Origin of the sequence: Saccharopolyspora sp. NPDC000359 (genome assembly GCF_040300525.1) — a bacterium.
Classification (GTDB): Bacteria; Actinomycetota; Actinomycetes; order Mycobacteriales; family Pseudonocardiaceae; genus Saccharopolyspora.
In genome coordinates this window covers 47,395-67,768 of sequence record NZ_JBEPDU010000004.1, presented here as the reverse complement: position 1 = coordinate 67,768, position 20,374 = coordinate 47,395, and the positions used below count along the sequence as shown (strand labels likewise).

The window sequence follows — 20,374 nt, the reverse complement described above, 5'->3', positions numbered from 1 at the left end:
TCAGACGCCGGCGAGGGAGACTTGTTCGCGGGTGGGGAGGAGGGTGTTGCGGCGGAGCCAGAGGATCGCGGCGAGGACGGCGCCGACCGCGCTCGCCGTCAGGAAGGACGCCGCCGGGCCGCTCAGCTCGACCAGCTGGCCGCTGACCGACTGGCCGATGGCCGCGCCGAGCGTCACCGAGGTGACCACCCAGCCGAACGCCTCCGTCGCGGTGCCCTCCGGGGCGGCGATCTCGATCGCCATCGAGTGCGCCGTGGACTGCGGGGTGATCAGGCTGCCCGCGACCAGCAGCGCGAGGCACAGGCCCCACAGTGTGGCGGGCACGGCCAGCAGGGTGATCAGCGCCGCGAAGCCGAGCAGCAGCGCGGGCAGGCGCAGGTGCATCGGTCGCGGCCAGGGGCGCAGGCCGTAGAGGACGCCCACGACCACAGAGCTGACCGACAGCACGCTCAGCAGCAGGCCACCGACCGTCGGGTAACCGGCCTCGACCGCTGCGGCGGGCACGCCGACCTCGATGAAACCGATCAGGGTGCCGAAGCCCAGCGCGGCCAGTGCCACCGTCCGCATGCCCGGGGTGGCGATCGCGCCGAGCAGGCTGGTGTTCTGCTTGGGCGCCGGCCGCTGGGCGCGGGCGGCGCGCGTGCTGGCGAAGCCGACGCTGCCCAGGACCATGCACACCGCGCCGACGACCACCCCGGTCCCCGGCCACGGCATCGCGACCATCAGCCCGGCCAGGCCCGGCCCGAGGATGAAGAACGTCTCCATGCTGATCGCCTCGTAGGAGTACGCGGCGTTGCGCGCCGGGCCAGGCGGCAGCAGTTCCGCCCACAGGGCGCGGGACGCCGGGCCCACCATCGGCTCGCTGGCGCCGACCAGGAACGCCAGGCCGGTCAGCAGCGCCACCGGGGCGTGCAGCTCGATGGCCGAGACCTCGACGGCCACCAGCACCGCGAAGACCGCGGACATCACGTAGAGCGGCTTGGTCGGACCGACCCGGTCCATGATCCGGCCCTGCGCGACCGAACCGCAGGCGACGCCGATCAGCGCGCCCGCCGAGACCAGGCCAGCGGCGGCGAACGAGCCGGTCTCGCGCTGCACGTAGAGCATCAGGGCGAGGCCCACCATGGCGATCGGCAGGCGACCGAGCAGCGAGGCGATGACCGGGCCTCGGGCGCCGGGTGCGGTCAGGGCGGTGCGGTAGTCGGCGAGGGACGCGGATTGGGACACCCGTCCAGTATCGCGAAAGTGGTACCCCGGTACCAAACTGCACGTGGGTAATTCGGCTCACCTGCGCAAGAGGGGACCTTTTACCCGGTCCGAACACCGCCGGGACGCGGCACACTGGCAGTGGTTAGCCGGAACGGGTGAACTCTGCAACCGAGCTCTGGCTAGCTGCGTCCTGGAAGGTGAGAGGGCCTTGCTGGCGGCACCCGTCGTCCAGCATCGTCGAGAAAAGCTTTCCTCCGGTGTCGAGGATTCGGGGCCGACGCATCGGAGGATCGGGGGAGCGTGGTTGGTCGTCGGGGGATTAACCACGCACAGTGTGAAGGGGCTGGAGCGCCGCGTCGGGGGTGGCGCCCAGCCCCTTCACATGTCAGTCGCCGCCCCCACCGGAGTCACCCCCGCCACCGGAATCGCCGCCCCCACCGGAGTCACCGCCGCCCCAGTCGCTGCTGCCCCACCCGCCAGCGTCGTGGGAGCCATCGCTCCAGCCTGAGTCGTTGCTGCTGCGGTGTCGGACCGCAGCCTTGAGACCACTCGGCCGTTCCGTGTGCGCGGGTGCCACCCGCTCCGCACGCTCCCGCCGGGCCCTCCGTCGGTTGGCTGCGATCGTGATGAGCACCACGGCCAGCGCAGCCGCCCCGAAGTACCCGGTCCAATGCACCCCGCGCCCCTCTCCTTGGTTGATCATCGTCCTACCAGGAGGGGGGCGCGGGGCGGGGAGAACTACCGACTTCCGGGCGCGAAAAAACGCGCGTCGACTGAAGGACCCGGGAAGCGTCCCGGGTCCGTCGGCCGACGCGCGTCAGTTCACGCGCGTAGCAGCGCTGGTCAGCGGGCGCGGCGAGCGAGCCGCTCCGGGTCGAGGATGAGCACGCTCTTGCCTTCGAGCCGCAGCCAACCGCGGTGCGCGAAGTCCGCCAGCGCCTTGTTCACGGTCTCCCGGGAAGCACCGACGTACTGCGCGATCTCCTCCTGCGTCAGGTCGTGGGTGACCCGCAGCAGGCCCGCCTCCTGGCTGCCGAAGCGCTGCGCGAGCTGCAGCAGCGCCTTGGCGACGCGGCCCGGAACGTCGGTGAAGATCAAGTCCGCCAGCATGCCGTTGGTGCGCCGCAAGCGGCGGGCCACCACGCGGAGCAGCTGCTCGGCGATCTCCGGGCGGTTGCCGATCCACTGCCGCAGCGCGGAGCGGTCCATGCTCAGCGCGCGGACCTCGGTGACCGTGGTCGCCGTGGACGTCCGCGGACCCGGGTCGAAGATGGACAGCTCGCCGAACATGTCCGACGGTCCCATGATCGCCAGCAGGTTCTCCCTGCCGTCCGGGGACTTGCGCCCGAGCTTCACCTTGCCGGACTGAATGATGTAGAGCCGGTCACCCGGCTCGCCCTCGGCGAAGATCACGTGCCCTCGCGGGAACTCCACTGGTTCCAGCGACTGTGCCAGGGCCTCCGCCGCGGCCGGCTCCACTCCTTGGAAGATGCCGGCCCGGGCCAGGGTCTCGTCCACCTCGTCCCTCCATGTTGAGACGCGGCGGCCTGCTGTGGTGCCGGACCCGCGTGCGCGCGTCTGGCGGTGTGCCGCCGATCACTACCAGCAATTCTAAGACTGGTCGCGCGAACGGCGAGTACGCAGCCTACCGGCGCGTCCCACCCTGCGAAGCTGGAACAACTCCAGCGCTCGTCCAATACCTTGCCGGAACAGCGCCCGAACCTCGTCGGGACGGGCGTTCTCCAGCAGCTCTTCCACCTCGTTCTCCTGCACCGCCACGTGCCGCAGGCGGGCCTCCACGCGCTCCATGAAGAGCGTGAAGAACATGATCACGAGCGGCACGACGATGACGAACCAGGCAGCCACCATGATTTACATCCTCACGCATGCCGTCGAGCAGGGTGCAACCGGGGTGGGGTTGCTGGTGGCCGTGCTGGTGCGGCCACCGTCCGTGTCCGGCCGGATCCGTAGTCTGGTGGGGTGTCGGATCTGGCTCGAACCACGAAGTCCAAGCCCCGCGCGGGCAGTGAAACCCGGCTGGGCCTGGTGCGGCGAGCTCGCCGAATGGTGCGAGCCCTCACCGAAGCCTATCCGGACGCGCACTGCGAGCTCGACTTCGACACGCCGCTGGAGCTCGCGGTCGCGACCATCCTGTCCGCGCAGTGCACCGACAAGCGGGTCAACGAGGTCACCCCGGCGCTGTTCGCGAAGTACCCGACGGCCGCCGACTACGCGGGTGCCGACCGCACCGAGCTGGAGGAGCTGATCCGCTCCACCGGCTTCTACCGGAACAAGGCGTCGTCGCTGATGGGACTGGGTGCGGCGCTGGTGGAGCAGTACGACGGCGAGGTGCCCGCGAAGCTCGACCAGCTGGTGAAGCTGCCCGGCATCGGCCGCAAGACGGCCAACGTGATCCTGGGCAACGCCTTCGACGTGCCGGGCATCACGGTGGACACCCACTTCGGCCGGTTGGTCCGCCGCTGGGGCTGGACCACCGAGGAGGACCCGGTCAAGGTCGAGCACGCGATCGGCGAGCTCATCCCGCGCAAGGACTGGACGATGCTCTCGCACCGGGTGATCTTCCACGGCCGCCGCGTCTGCCACTCCCGCAAGCCCGCCTGCGGTGCCTGCCTGCTGGCCAAGGACTGCCCATCGTACGGGCTCGGTCCGACCGAACCGGCCGCCGCGGCCAAGCTGGTGCGCGGTCCGGAGGCGCCTCGGCTGCTGGAGCTGGCCGGGGTGGCCGAGGAAGTGCCGGAGCGCACCGTCGAGCAGGCCGCGGCCAAGGAGCCGTCCGCGTGAGCGCTTTCCGGAGCGAGATCCGCTGGACCATCGTCGTCCTGGTGCTCGCGGTGCTCGGGGTGGTCGCGCTCTGGCCGCGCGACGCCGAGCAACCGGTGGACACCGCCGCACCAGCCCCGCCACCTGCGGCGAAGCCGGTCGACCCGGCGCAGCGCGCCGCCGCCGCGCTGCAGCCCTGCCCGACCGGGGAGGGCGCTCCGGCGCAGCTGGCCGGGGTCACCGGGAGCTGCCTGGCCGACGGCGCGCCAGCGGACGTCGGCGCGGCCGTGGCCGGGGAGCCGACGTTGATCAACGTGTGGGCGACCTGGTGCGGGCCGTGCCGCACCGAGCTGCCCGCGCTCCAGGCCTACGCCGAGCAGCCCGGGGCGGTCAGGGTCCTCGGGGTGCAGGTGCAGAGCGATCCCGGTGACGGCCTTGACCTGCTCACCGAACTCGGCGTTCACTTCCCCAACGTGCATGACGGCGACAACCGCATCCGGGCCGCGCTCAAGGCGCCCACCCTGCTCCCGATCAGCTACGTCGTGACCGGCGCCGGTGAGGTCCGCCGCATCGACCCGCCGGTCGCGTTCGAGACACCGGACGAGGTCCGGGCCGCCGTCGATCGCACGCTGGGGGCGAGGTGAGCCAGGAACTGCTCGTCGACCCCGCTGAGCTGCCCGGATGGCTGCGACCGCTGGTCGAGCGCGCCGCCGAGCTGGACCCCGGGCACTTCGGTTGGCCGCGCGAGAACCCGCCCGCGGCGGCCCGGCCCGCCGCCGTCCTGGTGCTCTTCGGCGAGGGAGTCGGCGGCCCGGACGTGCTGCTGCTGCGCCGCGCCGACGGGCTGAACTCGCACCCGGGCCAGGTTGCCTTCCCCGGCGGCTCGCTCGACGATGTTGATCGCGGGCCGGTCGACGCCGCCCTCCGCGAAGCCGTCGAGGAGGTGGGGCTGCGACCGGAGGGTGTTCGCCCGCTGGTGACCCTGCCCGAGCTGCACGTCCCGCACAGCGGCTTCCGGGTGACTCCGGTGCTGGCGCACTGGGTCGAACCCTCGCCGGTCGCGCCGGTCGACCTCGGGGAGACCGCCGCGGTGGCGCGGGTGCCGATCTCCTGGCTGACCGACCCGGCCAACCGGCTGCGGGTGCAGCTGACCGGGCGGCACGCGAGCCCGGCGTTCCTGGTGCCCGGCATGTTGGTGTGGGGGTTCACCGGGGGCCTGCTGTCCGGGTTGCTCGACCTGGCGGGTTGGGCGCGCCGCTGGAACCGCGCCGACGTCCGGGAGCTCGACGAGGCGTGGCGGGCCGCGGAGGAGGCCGAGGACATCGGGTTCGGGCGAACTTGACCGGTCTGAGACCGTAGTGCGGTCTGATCGCCGGGTGGAGGGGTGAGCGGGTGAACTGGGTCGACCTGCTGGTGGTGCTGCTGGCACTGCTCGCCGCAGTGTCGGGTGCGCGGAGCGGCCTGGTCACGGCGTTCTTCTCGTTCCTCGGGGTGTTCGTCGGCGCGGTGGTCGGGTTGAAGGTGGCCCCGCTGCTGCTGGACCGGCTGGACAGCCCGGTGGCCCGCCTCGGCTTCGGCGTCGGCATCGTGGTGCTGCTGGTCGCCTTCGGCGAGACCTTCGGCATGTGGGCCGGGCGCGAGCTGCGCGACCGGATCACCTCCCGGCGGCTGACCGGGGTGGACAACGCGCTGGGCTCGGTGCTGCAGTTCGTGGCGGTGCTGGTGGTGGCGTGGCTGGTCGCGCTGCCGTTCACCTCGGCGTCCGCGCTGCCCGGCCTGGCCGCCGCGATCAGCCGGTCTAAGGTGCTCAGCGGGGTCAACTCGGTGATGCCGGACTCGGCGCGGCAGCTGCCGAACGACCTGCGGGAGATGCTCGGGGTGTCCGGGTTCCCGCAGGCCCTGGAACCGTTCTCGCAGACTCCGGTGGCCGAGATCGCACCCCCGGACCCCGCGCTGGCCAGCAGCCCGGTGGTGCGCGAGTCGCGGGCCAGCGTGGTGAAGGTCCGCGGGCGCGCGACGTCCTGCGCGCGGGCGCTGGAGGGCACCGGGTTCGTGATCTCGCCGCACCGGGTGATGACCAACGCGCACGTGGTGGCAGGCACCGACCGGGTGGCCATCGAGATCGGCCGCGGCCAGTTCGACGCCGAGGTCGTGATGTACAAGCCGGACGTGGACCTCGCGGTCCTGTCCGTGCCGGACCTGGACGCCGACGCGATGACCTTCGTGGACGGTGAGGTGGCCCCGGGCAGCGACGTGATCGCGCTGGGCTACCCGCTGGACGGTCCCTACACCGCGTCGGAGGGCCGGGTGCGGGAGCAGATCCGGTTGCGCGGGCCGGACATCTACGAGGCGCAGACGGTGGTCCGCGAGGTGTACACGGTGCGCGGCAAGGTGCAGAGCGGGAACTCCGGCGGGCCGCTGATCGACCCGAGCGGCAAGGTGGTCGGGGTGGTCTTCGGCGCTGCGGTGGACGACCCGGAGACGGGTTTCGCGCTCACCGCGCCGGAGGTCGCCGACGAAGTGGCCGCTGCGCCGCGCCTGACCACCCCGGTCTCCACCGGCTCCTGCACCAGCTGACCTCCCCCTGCGGGCTCCAGTTCCCATTGGAATCGGACGCCCAGTTGGCGAGGGGAGCACCTGCGGCGAGGGGTTCGCGACCGAGTGGTGCTGAGGGGCGGAAAGGGTGCGGACGTGCGAAACGCGCCGCACCTCCGGTGGGGTGCGGCGCGTCAGGTGCGGCTCAGGCCGCTGGGGTCGCTTCGTCGTCCTTGTGGCGCTTGGTGAGCTGGGACGTTTCCTTCAGCGACTTGATGGTGCGCTTGGGGGCCTTGATCTTGCGGACCCGCCGGTAGCCGAGGAGGGCCAGCAACCCGGCCACCACCAGCATCAGCAGGAAGACGATGCCGAACGCCGCCCACCGCCACAGGCCGAGCTGGGCCAAGCCCTCGGCCAGCGTGAAGAACAGGAAGAACATGCTGAAGCCGAGCACGGTCAGCGCGAGGGTGAAGTAGACGCTGCCCTTGACCGCCTTCTTCACCTCGCCGGCGAGCTCGGTCTTGGCCAGCTCCACCTCGGACCTGACCAGGGTGGACAGGTGCGTCGTGGCATCGCGGACCAAGGCGCCGACGGACTGGCCGTCCGGTTCAGTGCCCTCCTCGGACAGCGGGATGGACGTGACCGCGGTCCACCCCGCACCGTCACGGCTGCCGTTGGTGCTGTTCTGGGCGCTGTTCACGTGTTCCATCGTGCCACGCGCGATCAGAAGTCGACCGGGCGACTCGCGGTGCGTTACCCGTGAGTGACTTCCACCGCGGTCCTCCGGCGGGTCAGCCTTCGCCGCCCGCCTCGCCGTTCTTCACCTTGCGGCCCCGGCGGAAGAGCATCGCGGCGGCGATCAGCGAGGCGATCGCGGAGGCGATCAGCACCGCCGCCTTGGCCCGCTCGGAAGCCGCGCCCTCCAGGGAGAGGTCGGCGATCAGCAGGCTCACCGTGAAGCCGACGCCGCCGAGCATCGCCAGCGCAGCCATGTCGCTCCACTTCACGGAGGACGGCTTGGCCCCGATGCCCAGCTTCACCGCGAGGAACGAGCTGCCGAAGATGCCGACCAGCTTGCCGACCACCAGGCCGACGATGACCGCGATGGCGACCCGGTCCGCACCGATCGCCGCCAGCGCGTCGCCGTCCACCGGCACCCCGGCGGCGAAGAACGCGAACACCGGCACGACCAGACCGGCCGACCAGGGCTGCAGGCGGTGCTCCAGCCGCTCGGAGGGCGAGGCCTGCTCGTCCGGGTCGCGGCGGACGCGGGTGAGCAGGCCGAGCGCGACGCCGGCGATGGTGGCGTGGATGCCGCTGGTGTGCACCGCGACCCAGACCACCACGGCCAGCGGCACGTACAGGAACGGGCTGGTCACGCGCTTGTGCTGGAGGTACCAGTACACGGCGCACAGCACGATGGCGGCGAGCAGCGCGAGCACGCTCAGGCCGTCGGTGAACAGCACCGCGATCACGACGATCGCGCCCAGATCGTCGACCACGGCCAGGCTGAGCAGGAAGACCCGCGCGGCGGTGGGCATCCAGGACCCGGTCAGCGACAGCACGCCCAGCGCGAAGGCGATGTCGGTGGCGACGGGGATGGCCCAGGCGGCGTGCGCGCCGGGGGCGCCGTGGCCGATCGCGAAGGCGAGCACCGCTGGGACGATCATGCCGCCGAGCGCGGCGATCACCGGCAGCATCGCCTTCTTCGGGTTGGACAGCTCGCCGACCACGAGTTCGCGCTTGAGCTCCAGCCCGGCGACGAAGAAGAAGATCGCCAGCAGGCCGTCCTTGGCCCACTCGCCGATGCTCAGGCTCAGGTGCAGCGCTTCCGGCCCCAGCTCGAAGTCGCGGATGGTCCGGTAGAACTCCGACAGCGGGGAGTTGGCCATCAGCAGCGCGATCGCGGTGGCCGCGAGCAGCACCAACCCGCCGACGGTCTCGGTGCGCAGGTAGGCGCCGAAGTCGAAGTTCTTGGCAGAGGACGGCGGGGACTGGTCGGCTTTCGACACGCAGGACTCCGATCGCGGACAGCACGGACTACGACGCCGACCAGACTTCCCGGCACACCATTCGAGAAAAGCCTAACATCCGCCCGGCGGATGGTTGCGTCGCGAAACTTTCCGGGTACGCCATCGCCGCAGGTCAGAGGGGTTCTTTGGAGGTGACCTGCCAGGAACCTCACCATCCTGTTGACAACGCAGGGGCGCCCTCCCGGCGGGAGGACGCCCCTGCTCGCAGCTGTTCCGGTCAGTCGTCGCTGCCGGTCTTGAGCCCCTTGGAGATCAGGTCCATCACGCTGGAGTCGGCCAGCGTGGTCACGTCACCGACCTCGCGGTTCTCGGCGACGTCGCGCAGCAGGCGCCGCATGATCTTGCCGGAGCGGGTCTTCGGCAGCTCCGGGACGATCATGATCTGCCGCGGCTTGGCGATCGGGCCGATCTCGGTGGAGACGTGCTCGCGCAGCTCCTTCAGTGCCGCCTCGCCGGAGGCCGCGTCGCCCGCGCCACCGCGCAGGATGACGAAGGCGACGATGCCCTGGCCGGTCGTCGGGTCGGAGGCGCCGACGACGGCGGCCTCGGCCACGTTGGGGTGCGAGACCAGCGCGGACTCGACCTCGGTGGTGGAGATGCGGTGCCCGGAGACGTTCATGACGTCGTCGACCCGGCCCAGCAGCCAGATGTCGCCGTCGTCGTCGTACTTGGCGCCGTCCCCGGCGAAGTAGTAGCCCAGGTCGGCGAACTTCGACCAGTAGGTGTCCCGGTAGCGGGCGTCGTCGCCCCAGATGCCGCGCAGCATCGCCGGCCAGGGCTTGTCCAGCACCAGCAGCCCGCCGCCGCCGTTGGGCACCTGCTCACCGGTCTCGTTGACCACCTTCGCCGAGATGCCGGGCAGCGGGCGCTGCGCGGAACCGGGCTTGGTCGCGGTCGCCCCGGGCAGCGGCGAGATCATGATCGCGCCGGTCTCGGTCTGCCACCAGGTGTCCACGATCGGCGTGCGGTCGCCGCCGATGTGCTTGCGGTACCAGATCCAGGCCTCGGGGTTGATCGGCTCGCCCACGCTGCCCAGCAGCCGCAGGCTGGACAGGTCGTACTTGGCCGGGATCTCCGCGCCCCACTTCATGAAGGTGCGGATGGTGGTCGGCGCGGTGTAGTAGATCGTCACCCCGTACTTCTGGACGACCTCCCAGTGGCGGCCCTCGTGCGGGGAGTTCGGCGTGCCCTCGTAGATCACCTGCGTCGCGCCGTTGGCCAGCGGCCCGTAGACGATGTAGGTGTGGCCGGTGACCCACCCGATGTCCGCGGTGCACCAGTACACGTCCGACTCGGGCTTGAGGTCGAAGACGGTGCGGTGGGTGTATGCGGCCTGGGTCAGGTAGCCGCCGGAGGTGTGCAGGATGCCCTTCGGGCGGCCCGTGGTGCCCGAGGTGTAGAGGATGAACAGCGGCTGCTCGGAGTCGAACGCCTCCGGGGTGTGCACCTCGGACTGCCCATCGAGGACCTGGTCCCACCACTTGTCGCGGGAGTCGTCCCAGGCGACCTCGCCGCCGGTGCGCTTGACCACCACCACGTGCTCGACGCTCGGCGTCTCCGCCACCGCGGCGTCCACGTTGGCCTTCAGCGGCATCGCCTTGCCGCGCCGGTACTGCCCGTCGGCGGTGATGACCACCTTGGCCTCGGCGTCGTTGATGCGGGTGCGCAGCGCCTCCGAGGAGAACCCGCCGAACACCACGCTGTGCATCGCGCCCAGCCGGGCGCAGGCCAGCATCGCGAAGACGGCCTCGGGCAGCATCGGCAGGTAGATCGCGACCCGGTCACCGGTGCCCACGCCCAGCGCGGACAGCGCGTTGGCGGTGCGCGAGACCTCGCGCTGCAGCTCGGCGTAGGTGATCGTGCGCGAGTCGCCGGGCTCGCCTTCCCAGTGGATCGCGACCCGGTCCCCGTTGCCGGCCTCCACGTGCCGGTCCACGCAGTTGTAGGCCACGTTGAGCTTGCCGCCCACGAACCACTTCGCGAACGGCGCTCCGGACCAGTCCAGGACCTGGTCCCACCTGGTCTCCCAGTGCAGCTCACCGGCCTGCTCGGCCCAGAACGCGTCCCGATCGGCATCCGCCTGGTCGTACAGCGCGGCGGTGGCGTTCGCCTGCGCCGCGAACTCCGCCGACGGCGGGAACGTCCTGCTCTCGTTCAGCAGGTTGCTGAGCTCGTTGTTCTGCCCGTCGGGCTGGCTCATCGCCGAGAACCTCCGTGGTCGTGGGGTAGCCAGTGCTAACCCGCACCGTAATGCGATCGGGCTCACTGCAACAGAGGGTTCGCACTACTGGTTCAGACCAATCAGGCATACGGTCCGAAATTGCTGCGCTACGCAGGGCTGTCGACCACGTCACTGTGGCACACCTCGCAACCGGGGGCGGCGGTGGGGGCGCAGCTGGCCGGTAGCGTCTCCGGGCGTGAACGACAAGCCATCGCTGGCACCGCTGGTCGAGCTGGCGGGGGTCGCGGACGCCGTGGCCGCCGCTCGTGCGGCCATCGACGAGGTCCACCGGCACCCGGCCAACCGCCGCGGCTGGCCGACCACCGCCGCCGAGGCGTCGGTGCGCGCCGCCCGCGCCTCCGCGGCCATCGCCGGGGGCGCCGCGGAGATCCCGGAGTCCGGGGAGGTCACCGACCCGCTGCTGGCCGGTTCGCTGCGGATCGCGGAGGCGATGGGAGCGCTGCTGCCCACCTGGCAGCGCGCGCCGCGGCAGGCGCTGGCGCGGATGCACGTGCTCGCCGCCGCGGACCTGGTCGACGACCAGGAGCAGCTCGGCCGCCCGCAGGCGGACCCGGTGGTCGCCGAGCGGCTCGACCTGCTCGCCGAGATCATCACCGATCCGCAGGCGCAGGGTCCGGGACCGGTGCTGGCCGCTGTCGTGCACGGCGAACTGCTCGCGCTGCAGCCGTTCGGCGTCGTCGACGGCGTGATCGCGCGCGCCGCCGCGCGGCTGAGCGTGATCGGCAGCGGGCTGGACCCGAAGGGCCTGGTCGTTCCGGAGGTGGCCTACTTCCGGCGGCAGGAGGAGTACGCGGAGCTCGCGCTGGGCTTCGCCACCGGGGACCCGGACCAGGTCGCGGAGTGGATCGTGCACTGCTGCAAGGCGCTGGAGGCGGGCGCCCGCGAGGCGGGGTCCATCGCCGACGCGGTCCAGGAGGGCTGACCGCCCACTTCGCAGTTTCAATTGAAACTGCGAATCTCGGTGCGTGGGGATCGCAGTTTCAATTGAAACTGCGGTGCTGGTGGAGTGCAACGGCCGGAGGAATGAGGACGTGGCGAAGAAGATCCTGATCGACTGCGACCCGGGCATCGACGACGCGCTGGCGCTCGCGTTGGCGCACGGCAGCCCGGAGCTCGACGTGGTCGGCGTGACCACCGTCGGCGGCAACGTGGAGCTGGAGCACACCACCGCCAACGCGCTGCGGCTGCGGGACTTCTACGGCATGGACGTGCCGGTGGCGCGCGGGGCCGGGCGCCCGCTGGTGCGCGAGCCGCGGACCGCCGGGGAGGTGCACGGCGTGTGCGGCCTCGGCGATGTGGTGCTCCCGGAGCCCAAGTCGGCCCTCAGCGAGCAGCACGCGGTCGACTTCATCATCGACACCCTGGCCGCGTCGCCCGGGGAGATCAGCCTGACCGCCGTCGGGCCGCTGACCAACATCGCGCTCGCCCTGCGCAAGGAACCGCGCCTCACCGAGTGGGCGAAGGAATTCGTCATCATGGGTGGCTCCTACACGCGCGGGAACACCAACCCGGCCGCCGAGTTCAACATCGTCGCCGACCCGGAAGCCGCCGCGGTGGCCTTCAACGCGCCCTGGCGGACGGTCATGATCGGCCTGGACCTCACCCACCAGGCGCGCGCGACCGCCGACGTGCGGTCCGGGTTCGCCGAGCTCGGGCGGCTGGACGCGGAGCTGCTCACCCCGTGCCTGGACTTCTACGGCAGCCACGCCGCCTACCAGGAGCAGGGTCCGGCGATCCACGACGCCTGCGCGGTGGCCTACGTGATCGACCCGAGCCTGTTCGAGTCGGTCCCGGCCCGCGTCGACGTGGAGACGCAGGGCCGCTTCACCTCCGGCATGACGGTCACCGACTTCGCGTCCCCCGCCGACCGCTGCAACGCGGTCGTGCCGACCGTGCTGGACACCGACCGCTTCTGGAAGCTGGTCACCGACGCCTACCGCGCCGTCGCCGCGGGCCTGCCGGTCTGACCTGCGCGGTTACCCTGATCAGCACTGCCGCCGACGAGGCGGACGTGAGATCTTTTCAGGATGGTGGACCCGCGGTACATCAGGATGTTCCACGCCGTGGTCCGGGCCGGTTCGTTCGCCGGTGCGGCGCGGGAACTCGGCTACAGCCAGCCCGCGGTCAGCCAGCAGATGCGGGCCCTGGAGCGCGCGGTCGGCACACCGCTGTTCACCAGGGCGGGGCGAGCGCTGAGGTTGACCGCGGCAGGTGAGGTGCTGGCCAGGCACGCGAGCTCCGCGCTGCGCGACCTGGCCGCCGCGCAGAACCAGATCACGGCGATCCGGCAGCTGCGCGCCGGGCACATCCGGATCTGCGCGTTCCCCAGCGCCAGCGCCACGATCGTGCCCGCCGCGGCGGCGCGCATCGCCCGCCACCACCCGGACCTGCGCATCCAGCTCATCGAGGCGGAGCCGCCCGACTCGGTGGAGACCCTGCGGCGCGGCGAGTGCGACGTCGCGCTGGCGTTCTCCTACCGGGGCGCCGCCGAGCAGCTCGACGACGGCGACCTGCTCGGCGTGGCGGTGCTGGACGACCCGGTGGTCGTCGTGCTGCCCAGCGGGCACCGGCTGGCCGAGCGCCGCTCGGTGGAGCTGGCCGACCTCGCCGGGGAGCGCTGGATCGCCGGGTGCACCCGCTGCCGCGACCACTTCGTGCAGGAGTGCCGCGCGGTCGGCTTCGAACCGGACATCGCCTTCACCACCGACGACAACCTGGCGGTGCAGGGCCTGGTCGCGGCGGGCACCGGGATCGCGCTGATGCCCGGACTGGTGCTGTCCTTCCTCCGGCACCCGGAGGTGATCAGCCGCCGCGTCCGCAGGCTCGACGACCGCCGCGTGTCGGCGTACGTGCTGCGCGAGCACCACCGCATCCCGGCCACCGCGCTGATGCTGGAGACGTTCCGCCAGGTGGGCGCCGCGACTCGCCCGTGAACCCCAAGCAGTGCTTTGGCACCGGCAAAGTTTCCTGCCGTCGACACGCGGATCCCTTGCCGGGCAAGGTGATTCGCATGACTTCGCTGCTGACCGAACTGGTCGGGACCATCCGCGAGCAGGTCCGCCGCGGACTGCCCGCGGCGGGGACCGCGGAACTGGTCGAGGACGCGCTGCGGCCCTTCCTCACCGCGCCCGACCTGCTGGGCCCGCAGGAGCGCGTCGGCGACCCCGACCACTACCGGCAGCACGTGCTGCACGTCGAACCCGACGGCAGCTTCTCCGTCGTCGCGCTGGTCTGGCTGCCGGGCCAGCAGACCCCGGTGCACGACCACGTCTCCTGGTGCGTCACGGGGGTGCACGAGGGCGTGGAGCACGAGCAGCGCTACGTCCTGCGCGGCGACCGCCTGGTCCCGGCGGAGCAGACCACCAACCACCCCGGCGAGGTGTGCGGTTTCGCGCCGCCGGGGGACATCCACCTGGTCCGCAACGCGGGGTCGGGCAAGGCGATCTCGATCCACGTCTACGGGGCGGACATCGGCGTGCTGGGCTCCAGCGTCCGCCGCTGCTACGAGCTCGGCGCTACTGCGTGAGGGCGCGGAGGGCCTCCCGGACGTGACCGTCGGCGACCGCCAGGGCCGCCGCCGAGCTCTCCACGTCCGCGCCGGTCAGCAGGTGGACCAGGGCGGTCTTGAGGTCGCCGTCGGCGGCCGTCAGCGCTGCCTCGCAGATCTCCTCGGATGCGCTGGTCGCCTCCTGCAGGATGCTGATCGTGCGGCCGCGCAGCTTCGCGTTGGTGGCGAGCATGCTGACCATCAGGTTCGAGTAGGTGCGGCCCATCCGGATCATCACCGCGGTGGAGAACGAGGTGAGCACCAGCTTCTGCGCGGTGCCCGCCTTCATCCGGGTGGAACCGCTGATCGGCTCCGGGCCGGTGTCCACCGCGATCACCACGTCCGCGGGCACGTTGCCGACGTCCGGGTTCGAGGTGACCAGTGCCGTCTTCGCCCCGAGCTGCCGGGCGGCCGCCAGCGCGCCGAGCACGAACGGGGTGCGCCCGGACGCGGCCAGGCCGAGCACCAGGTCGTCGGGCGAGGCGCTGCCGCGGATCTCGGCTGCGCCGGACTCCACGTCGTCCTCGGCGTTCTCCACCGCGCGCCGGAACGCCTCGGACCCGCCCGCCTGGTGCGCGACGATCCAGTCCGGTGGCACGTTGAAGGTCGGGATCAGCTCAGCCGCGTCGAGCACCGCGAGCCGACCGGACGTCCCCGCGCCCACGTAGTGCACGCGCCCGCCCACGCGCAGCGCGGCCACCGCCATGTCGACCGCGCGTGCCAGCTCGGGCAGCACCCGGCCGACCGCGATCGGGACGGTGCGGTCCTCGCCGTTGAGGACGTGCAGGATGTCCAGCGTGGGCAGCAGGTCTATGTCCCGCGTCCGCGGGTTGTTCCGCTCGGTCGGAGCATCCACCCGCACTGCGCGGTCACGACTCATCACGCCTCCTTCTGCCGCCGGCGGTCCGGTCGGCTTTCGAGACGGTGGCCGCCCACCGCTTCGTACGTGGCCTCCAGCGCTGCCCGGGCCTGGTCCAGGTGGCGCTGCGCGACGCCGATGAACAAGCAGTCGATCACGGTGAGCTGGCCGATCCGGCTGGCCATGGCCCCCGAGCGGTAGGTGGTCTCGCGGACCGCCGTGGTCAGCACGTGGTCGGCGACCTCGGTGATCGGGGAGCGGGCGAAGTTGGTCAGCGCGGCCGTCGTCGCCCCGCGCCGCCGCGCCTCGCGCAGCGCCTCGACGGTCTCGGTGGTCGCGCCGGTGTGCGAGATGCCGATGGCGACGTCACCCTCGCGCAGCACCGCGGCCGAGGTCAGCGCGTTGTGCGTGTCGGACCAGGCGAAGCAGGTCAGACCGATGCGGTGCAGCTTCTGCTGGAGGTCGAGCGCGACGAACGCGCTGGCACCCACCCCGTAGACGTCGATGCGGCGGGCCTGGGCGACGTCCTCGACCAGCGGTTGCAGGACCGCGGCGTCCAGCTGCCCGGCGGTCTCCTCGACGGCCTTGGCGTCGGCGTAGCCGACCTTCTCGATGATCTGGGCGAGGTCGTCGTCCGGGGCGATGTCGCTGCCGAGCTCCCGGTCGCGCGTGGAGGTGCGCGCGGTGTCGGCGGCCAGCGCGATGCGCAGGTCGGGGTACCCGCCCACGCCGATGGCCTTGCAGAACCGGGTGACCGTGGTCTCGCTGGTCCCAGCGGCTTCGGCGACCTCGGTGATGCTGCGCCGGGAGATGGAGGCGGGGTCGGCCAGCACGATGTTGGCCACTCGCTGCTCTGCTCGGGCGAGTCCGGGTAGCAGCGAGCGAATCTTGACGAGGGGGCTCGCCTCGCTCGATTCGCGGGACATGTCGTCACTGGCCATGTGGGAAACTTACTAACCGTTGCTTTGGCCGGTCAATGGCCCTCTTCCGGGTTTCCGGTGGGAGGACGGGGCAATGTCATACCCAGGTTGCATCCGCCACCAACTACTCCGAAAGGGGTAAGGGGGAAGTTTGCCCGATCCGCCCTGTCATCGGCCCAGATGAGCGGCCCGGAAGACGAACTCGCGGGGGCCCGGCGCTGGCCGGGCCCCCGCGAGGTCAACTGGTCACTGCTTGGTGCTGTGCTCCGGTTCGACGTAGACGACCACGCGCTCGTCGCCGGGCTGCGGCCACGGGTACTCGTCCTCGCCGAGGTACTTCTTGGCCATCTTGTTGATGAACCGGTTGTCCGGGTCGTCCTCGACCTTGGCGACCCGGCCGCGCACCTCCACGTAGCGGTAGGGCTGGTCCGGGTCGTGCACCGAGACGGAGATGCGCGGGTCCCGCCTGAGGTTGCGGTACTTCTGCCGCGTCTTGGTCTGGCTGAACTTCAGGTACTGGCCGTCCCAGTCGATCCACACCGGGCTGGACTGCGGTTCGCCGTGCGGGCCGATGGTGGCCACGTGCCCGAAGCTGCGCTTGCCCAGGATGTCCTCGCGGTCCTGCGGGATCCCTGACATCTCCGACTCCTCCCGACGGTTGCGGCTGGCTCCGACCCTGCCCGCCCGCCGCTGACCTCGCGACTCGGCGGGTCAGGGCCGCGCCGCGACGGCGTCGACCTCGAAGAGCATGCCCGGCAGCGCCAGCGAGGCCACGCCGGTGAGGGTCTGGGTGGGCGGTTGGTCGCCCCAGACCTCGGCGACGTGCCTGCCGAGCACCGCGAGCTTGTCGGTGTCGTGGTCGACGACGTAGGTCCGCAGCTGCACCACGTGGCTGAGGTCCAGGTCGACCGCGGCGAGCGCGGTGCGCAGGTTGGCCAGCGACTGCTGGACCTGCTCGGAGAAGTCCGCCGAGGTCACCTCGCCGGTGCCGTCGGAGGCGTACTGCCCGGCGACGAACACCAGTCCGGTGCCGGTGTCGGCGACGTGGCTGTAGCCGAAGCGGGTCGGGTCGTGCAGGGTCGGCGGGTTGGTGATGCGGTGGCCCACGGGGTTCCTCCCTGGATGCGTCCTTTGATCTTGAAGAACACATCCAGGGAGGAATCATTCCCTAGCGGCTGGCGACGGCCCGCTGCAGCAGTTGGTGCAGGGTTTTCTGCTGGTCCGCGGTGAGCCCGGACAGCGGGTTGTCCGCCGAGAACCGCTCGATGATCTGCTCCCGCTGCTGCTCGCCCTCCTCGGTCAGCGCGATCTCCTTCGCGCGTCGGTCGGTGGGGTGTGGTCGGCGGGAGACCAGGCCGCGCTTCTCCAGGCGGTCGATCAGGAACGTCACGTTCGAGGTGGCGCAGTGCATCCGGTTGGCGAGCTCGCGCATGCTCAGCGGTTCGGCCAGTTCGCGTAGCGCGATGGCCTGCGACGCGGTCAGGTCGCTGTCCGCGACGCCGTGCCGCACGTGCTCTTCGATGTTGTGGGCGAGCTCGCTGACGAGGCTGCAGAGCTCGCGGGTTTCGGCAGACCTGTCCATGGCGACAGCATACCCAAGTTAGAGATGTTGAAGTTGGAAAAGTTCCACATGTAAGTTGATGGTCATGATTGCGGAGCAGCGGTGGAGCGCGGAGGCCGGAGCCCGGACGATCGAGCTTGGTGACCTGCGGATCAGCTACGTCCCGGACGGCGCGGTCGGCCTCAAGCCGCGCGGCTGGTTCCCGGAGACGACGGCGCAGGACTGGCGCGACCACGCGCACCACCTCGACGGCGCAGGTCAGCTGGTCGCCAGCATCGGCGGGCTCCTCGTCGAGCGCGGCCCGCGCGCGATGCTGGTCGACGCCGGGTTCGGCCCGGCCAGCCGCCCCGACGACCCCGCCAACCCGGCGGTGGCCGCGACCCGCGGCGGTGCCCTGCTGGACAACCTCGCGGCGCTGGGGCGCGCACCCGAGCAGGTCGAAGCCGTGGCCATCACCCACCTGCACACCGACCACATCGGCTGGGCGCACCGGGGCGCCTTCCCCGCGGCGCGGATCCTGGTCGCGGAACCGGAGTGGGAGCGCCGCGACCAGCGGGCGGCGGACGTCACCGAGGCGGTGCTGGCCGGGCTGGAGCCCCAGCTCGAAACCATCCGCGAAGGACAGGAGGTGTTCCCCGGGGTCCGGGTCCGCTACTCGGTCGGCCACACGCCGGGGCACGCCTCCTACGTGATCACCTCGGGCGATCGGCGGCTCGTCGTGCTCGGCGACGCGCTGCACAGCGCGGTGCAGATCGCCAACCCGTCCTGGCCGGTCTGGGCCGACGTCGACCGCGCCGCGGCCATCCGGAGTCGGCAGGAGCTGGTGCGGGAGCTCCAGCAGCCGGGCATGATCGGCTTCGGGGTGCACTTCGCCGACGTCCAGTTCGGGCGCGTGGGCGACGACGGCGCGTGGTGCCCCCTGCCGTGACTCAGCGGCTGGCGGAGGTCCAGCCCTCGGCGTGCAGGCGGTCGGTCTGGAGCTCGCCGTCCAGAAGCGTCGCGTTGCGGTCGGCGACCAGGATGCCGTCCACGTTCACCCCGCGGCCGGTGTACTGGTCGTCCGGCGCGTACCGCCAGCGCAGCTGCACCTGCTGGCCCGGGTCCGCGGCGACGGAGGCGTCGACCTCCCACCAGCTGCGGTGGCCGGAGCCCGCGAGCTGCTGCTCCGGGGCCTCCGGCGCGCCGGGGCCGGTGGCCTGGACCGGCACCGGCTGCCAGTTCGTCCCGTCCACACTGGACTCCAGCAGCAGCTGGTCGGCGCCGTCGGAGTCCTCCTGGGTGTCCACGAAGGCGCTGTAGGTGACCTGCACCGGTCCGCTGACCGGGCCCAGCGGGTCGGTGGTCAACGTCCCAGCGCGGTCGGTGAACCAGGACGCCGAACCGAACTCCGGCCCCACCGCCAACGCCTGGGCCATGCCCTGCGCCAGCGCCTGCCGGGCCGGGTTGTTCGAGCCCCACTCGCGCGACGGGTGCACCCGGTTGGTGAGCAGGACCGCGACGGTCCGGGACAGCGGGTCGACCACCAGCGACGTCCCGGTGTAGCCGGTGTGCCCGGCGCTGTGCGGCGCGCTCAGCCCGGCCATGTACCAGCGCTGGTCGAGCTCGAAGCCCAGGCCGTGCGCGTGGCCCGGGAAGGCGTCGTTGTAGTTGGTCAACATCCGGGTCACGCTGTCCTCGGACAGGATGCGGCTGCCGTCGTAGGTGCCGCCGTTGAGCAGCGCCTGGCCCAGCACCGCCAGGTCGTCGGCGGTGGAGAACACCCCGGCCTGGCCCGCGACACCGCCCAGCGACCAGGCGTTCTCGTCGTGCACCTGGCCGCGCACCATGCCGCGCGGCGGGTCGGTCTGGAACTCGGTGGCCGCGATCCGGTGCAGCTCCTCGGCGGGTGGGTTGTAGCCGGTGTCGCGCATGCCCAGCGGCTCGGTGATCCGCTCGGCCACCACGCGGTCCAGCGGTTCACCGGTGACCCGCTGGACCAGCACGCCGAGCGTGATCATGTTCGGGTCGGAGTAGGTGTAGTTGCTGCCCGGCGGGTGCTTCGGGGTCAGCTGCATGATCGACGGGATCCGCTGCTCCGGCGGCAGCTTCCACAGCTGCGCCTCGGCCTGCAGCCCGGAGGTGTGGGTGAGCAGCTGCTCGACGGTGATGTCCTGCTTGCCGTTGACGCCGAACTCCGGCACGTACTGCGCGACCGGCGCGTCCAGCTCCACCTCGCCGTCGTCGACCAGCTGCAGCGCGGCGATCGAGGTGAACAGCTTGCTGATCGAGGCGACGTCGAAGATCGTGTCTACGCCCACGGGTTCCTGCTGGTCAGCGGGTAGTTCGGTGCCCGCGCCGTCGGAGTAGCGCTGCTCGTGCCCGACGGCCTCGCGCCGCACCACCACGCCGTCGTGCACCAGCAGGCTGACCGCACCCGCGAACATCGGGTGCTCGCGGTCGGGAACGCGCTCCGTCCACGCCGCGATCTGCTCCAGCGCCGCGGCGATCGGGGCCGGGTCCAACCCGACGTCCTCGGGGGTGCCGTCGCGCAGCACGGTCCCGCTCGGGGCGAAACCCTGCTGCGGGCGGTCGAAGTGACCGTCCGCGCTGCCCGGCGAGGCCGTCGCCGAACCAGCCAGCGCGGTGACCGACAGCAGCGCGACGGCCGCCAGGATCGTCCTGCTCATCGCGTCCCCCTCCGAGAGCCC

Annotated in this window: 21 protein-coding genes; 9 read left to right on the top strand and 12 right to left on the bottom strand. The window is 71.5% G+C overall.

Annotation, left to right across the window (positions count from 1 at the left end):
* From ABT324_RS04420 to ABT324_RS04410, 3 genes are all read right to left on the bottom strand, one after another.
* Positions 1–1,227 carry an MFS transporter gene (locus ABT324_RS04420; RefSeq protein ID WP_351171468.1) on the bottom strand — a complete coding sequence of 409 codons (1,227 nt, stop codon included), beginning with the start codon at positions 1,225–1,227 and terminating at the stop codon, positions 1–3.
* Positions 1,228–2,052: 825 nt separating this feature from the next.
* Complete coding sequence (locus ABT324_RS04415) at positions 2,053–2,727, bottom strand: Crp/Fnr family transcriptional regulator (RefSeq protein ID WP_351171465.1); 675 nt, start codon at positions 2,725–2,727, stop codon at positions 2,053–2,055.
* A 93-nt stretch (positions 2,728–2,820) separates the two neighbouring features.
* Entirely contained in the window at positions 2,821–3,075 is a 255-nt protein-coding gene (locus ABT324_RS04410; RefSeq protein ID WP_029535541.1) for a hypothetical protein, read from the bottom strand.
* Positions 3,076–3,189: 114 nt separating this feature from the next.
* Between ABT324_RS04410 and nth the strand changes: the two genes are divergently transcribed.
* The 4 genes from nth to ABT324_RS04390 are packed head-to-tail and all read left to right on the top strand — an operon-like array spanning position 3,190 to position 6,567.
* Complete coding sequence (gene nth, locus ABT324_RS04405) at positions 3,190–4,011, top strand: endonuclease III (RefSeq protein ID WP_351171462.1); 822 nt, start codon at positions 3,190–3,192, stop codon at positions 4,009–4,011.
* On the top strand, positions 4,008–4,634 hold the full coding sequence (locus ABT324_RS04400; RefSeq protein WP_351171459.1) for a TlpA family protein disulfide reductase: 627 nt from the start codon (positions 4,008–4,010) through the stop codon (positions 4,632–4,634). Before nth ends, ABT324_RS04400 begins: the two co-directional genes overlap by 4 nt.
* Positions 4,631–5,332 carry an NUDIX hydrolase gene (locus ABT324_RS04395; RefSeq protein ID WP_351171456.1) on the top strand — a complete coding sequence of 234 codons (702 nt, stop codon included), beginning with the start codon at positions 4,631–4,633 and terminating at the stop codon, positions 5,330–5,332. The genes ABT324_RS04400 and ABT324_RS04395 overlap by 4 nt, the downstream gene beginning before the upstream one ends.
* A 50-nt stretch (positions 5,333–5,382) precedes the next feature.
* On the top strand, positions 5,383–6,567 hold the full coding sequence (locus ABT324_RS04390; protein WP_351171453.1) for a MarP family serine protease: 1,185 nt from the start codon (positions 5,383–5,385) through the stop codon (positions 6,565–6,567).
* Positions 6,568–6,730: 163 nt separating this feature from the next.
* Here ABT324_RS04390 and ABT324_RS04385 read toward each other — a convergent pair whose 3' ends face one another.
* The 3 genes from ABT324_RS04385 to acs form a co-directional block, all read right to left on the bottom strand.
* Positions 6,731–7,234 (bottom strand): phage holin family protein, encoded by a 504-nt coding sequence (locus ABT324_RS04385; RefSeq protein WP_351171450.1) that lies wholly within the window; start codon positions 7,232–7,234, stop codon positions 6,731–6,733.
* Between the two features lie 82 nt (positions 7,235–7,316).
* The gene (gene nhaA / locus ABT324_RS04380; RefSeq protein ID WP_351171447.1) at positions 7,317–8,537 is read right to left on the bottom strand and encodes a Na+/H+ antiporter NhaA; all 1,221 of its coding nucleotides are present in this window, start codon (positions 8,535–8,537) and stop codon (positions 7,317–7,319) included.
* A gap of 238 nt (positions 8,538–8,775) precedes the next feature.
* Complete coding sequence (gene acs / locus ABT324_RS04375; protein WP_351171444.1) at positions 8,776–10,758, bottom strand: acetate--CoA ligase; 1,983 nt, start codon at positions 10,756–10,758, stop codon at positions 8,776–8,778.
* Between the two features lie 217 nt (positions 10,759–10,975).
* On the opposite strand from acs, the gene ABT324_RS04370 reads away from it, so the two are divergent.
* From ABT324_RS04370 to ABT324_RS04355, 4 genes are all read left to right on the top strand, one after another.
* A complete protein-coding gene (locus ABT324_RS04370; protein ID WP_351171443.1) occupies positions 10,976–11,722 on the top strand; it encodes a Fic family protein in 747 nt (248 codons plus the stop codon).
* Between the two features lie 109 nt (positions 11,723–11,831).
* Positions 11,832–12,767 (top strand): nucleoside hydrolase, encoded by a 936-nt coding sequence (locus ABT324_RS04365; protein WP_351171440.1) that lies wholly within the window; start codon positions 11,832–11,834, stop codon positions 12,765–12,767.
* Positions 12,768–12,827: 60 nt separating this feature from the next.
* Positions 12,828–13,733, top strand: a complete 906-nt coding sequence (locus ABT324_RS04360) for a LysR family transcriptional regulator (RefSeq protein ID WP_351171437.1) — start codon at positions 12,828–12,830, stop codon at positions 13,731–13,733.
* A 77-nt stretch (positions 13,734–13,810) separates the two neighbouring features.
* A complete protein-coding gene (locus ABT324_RS04355; protein WP_351171434.1) occupies positions 13,811–14,326 on the top strand; it encodes a cysteine dioxygenase family protein in 516 nt (171 codons plus the stop codon).
* Here ABT324_RS04355 and ABT324_RS04350 read toward each other — a convergent pair.
* From ABT324_RS04350 to ABT324_RS04330, 5 genes are all read right to left on the bottom strand, one after another.
* On the bottom strand, positions 14,316–15,227 hold the full coding sequence (locus tag ABT324_RS04350; protein WP_502949690.1) for an N-acetylmuramic acid 6-phosphate etherase: 912 nt from the start codon (positions 15,225–15,227) through the stop codon (positions 14,316–14,318). The genes ABT324_RS04355 and ABT324_RS04350 overlap by 11 nt on opposite strands.
* The gene (locus ABT324_RS04345) at positions 15,227–16,147 is read right to left on the bottom strand and encodes a MurR/RpiR family transcriptional regulator (RefSeq protein ID WP_351171428.1); all 921 of its coding nucleotides are present in this window, start codon (positions 16,145–16,147) and stop codon (positions 15,227–15,229) included. Before ABT324_RS04345 ends, ABT324_RS04350 begins: the two co-directional genes overlap by 1 nt.
* Positions 16,148–16,372: 225 nt before the next feature.
* A complete protein-coding gene (locus tag ABT324_RS04340; protein ID WP_351171425.1) occupies positions 16,373–16,765 on the bottom strand; it encodes a PPOX class F420-dependent oxidoreductase in 393 nt (130 codons plus the stop codon).
* A gap of 72 nt (positions 16,766–16,837) precedes the next feature.
* Positions 16,838–17,233: a RidA family protein gene (locus ABT324_RS04335; RefSeq protein ID WP_351171422.1), complete on the bottom strand. Its 396-nt coding sequence runs from the start codon at positions 17,231–17,233 to the stop codon at positions 16,838–16,840.
* Between the two features lie 61 nt (positions 17,234–17,294).
* Positions 17,295–17,708 carry a MarR family winged helix-turn-helix transcriptional regulator gene (locus ABT324_RS04330; protein WP_351171419.1) on the bottom strand — a complete coding sequence of 138 codons (414 nt, stop codon included), beginning with the start codon at positions 17,706–17,708 and terminating at the stop codon, positions 17,295–17,297.
* Between the two features lie 64 nt (positions 17,709–17,772).
* Here ABT324_RS04330 and ABT324_RS04325 point away from each other — a divergent pair, with 64 nt between their 5' ends.
* Positions 17,773–18,615, top strand: coding sequence for an MBL fold metallo-hydrolase (locus ABT324_RS04325; RefSeq protein ID WP_351171416.1), 843 nt, complete (start codon positions 17,773–17,775; stop codon positions 18,613–18,615).
* 1 nt (position 18,616) lies between these two features.
* On the opposite strand, the gene ABT324_RS04320 is transcribed toward ABT324_RS04325, so the two are convergent.
* The gene (locus tag ABT324_RS04320) at positions 18,617–20,353 is read right to left on the bottom strand and encodes a serine hydrolase (RefSeq protein WP_351171413.1); all 1,737 of its coding nucleotides are present in this window, start codon (positions 20,351–20,353) and stop codon (positions 18,617–18,619) included.
* Positions 20,354–20,374 lie beyond the last annotated feature (21 nt).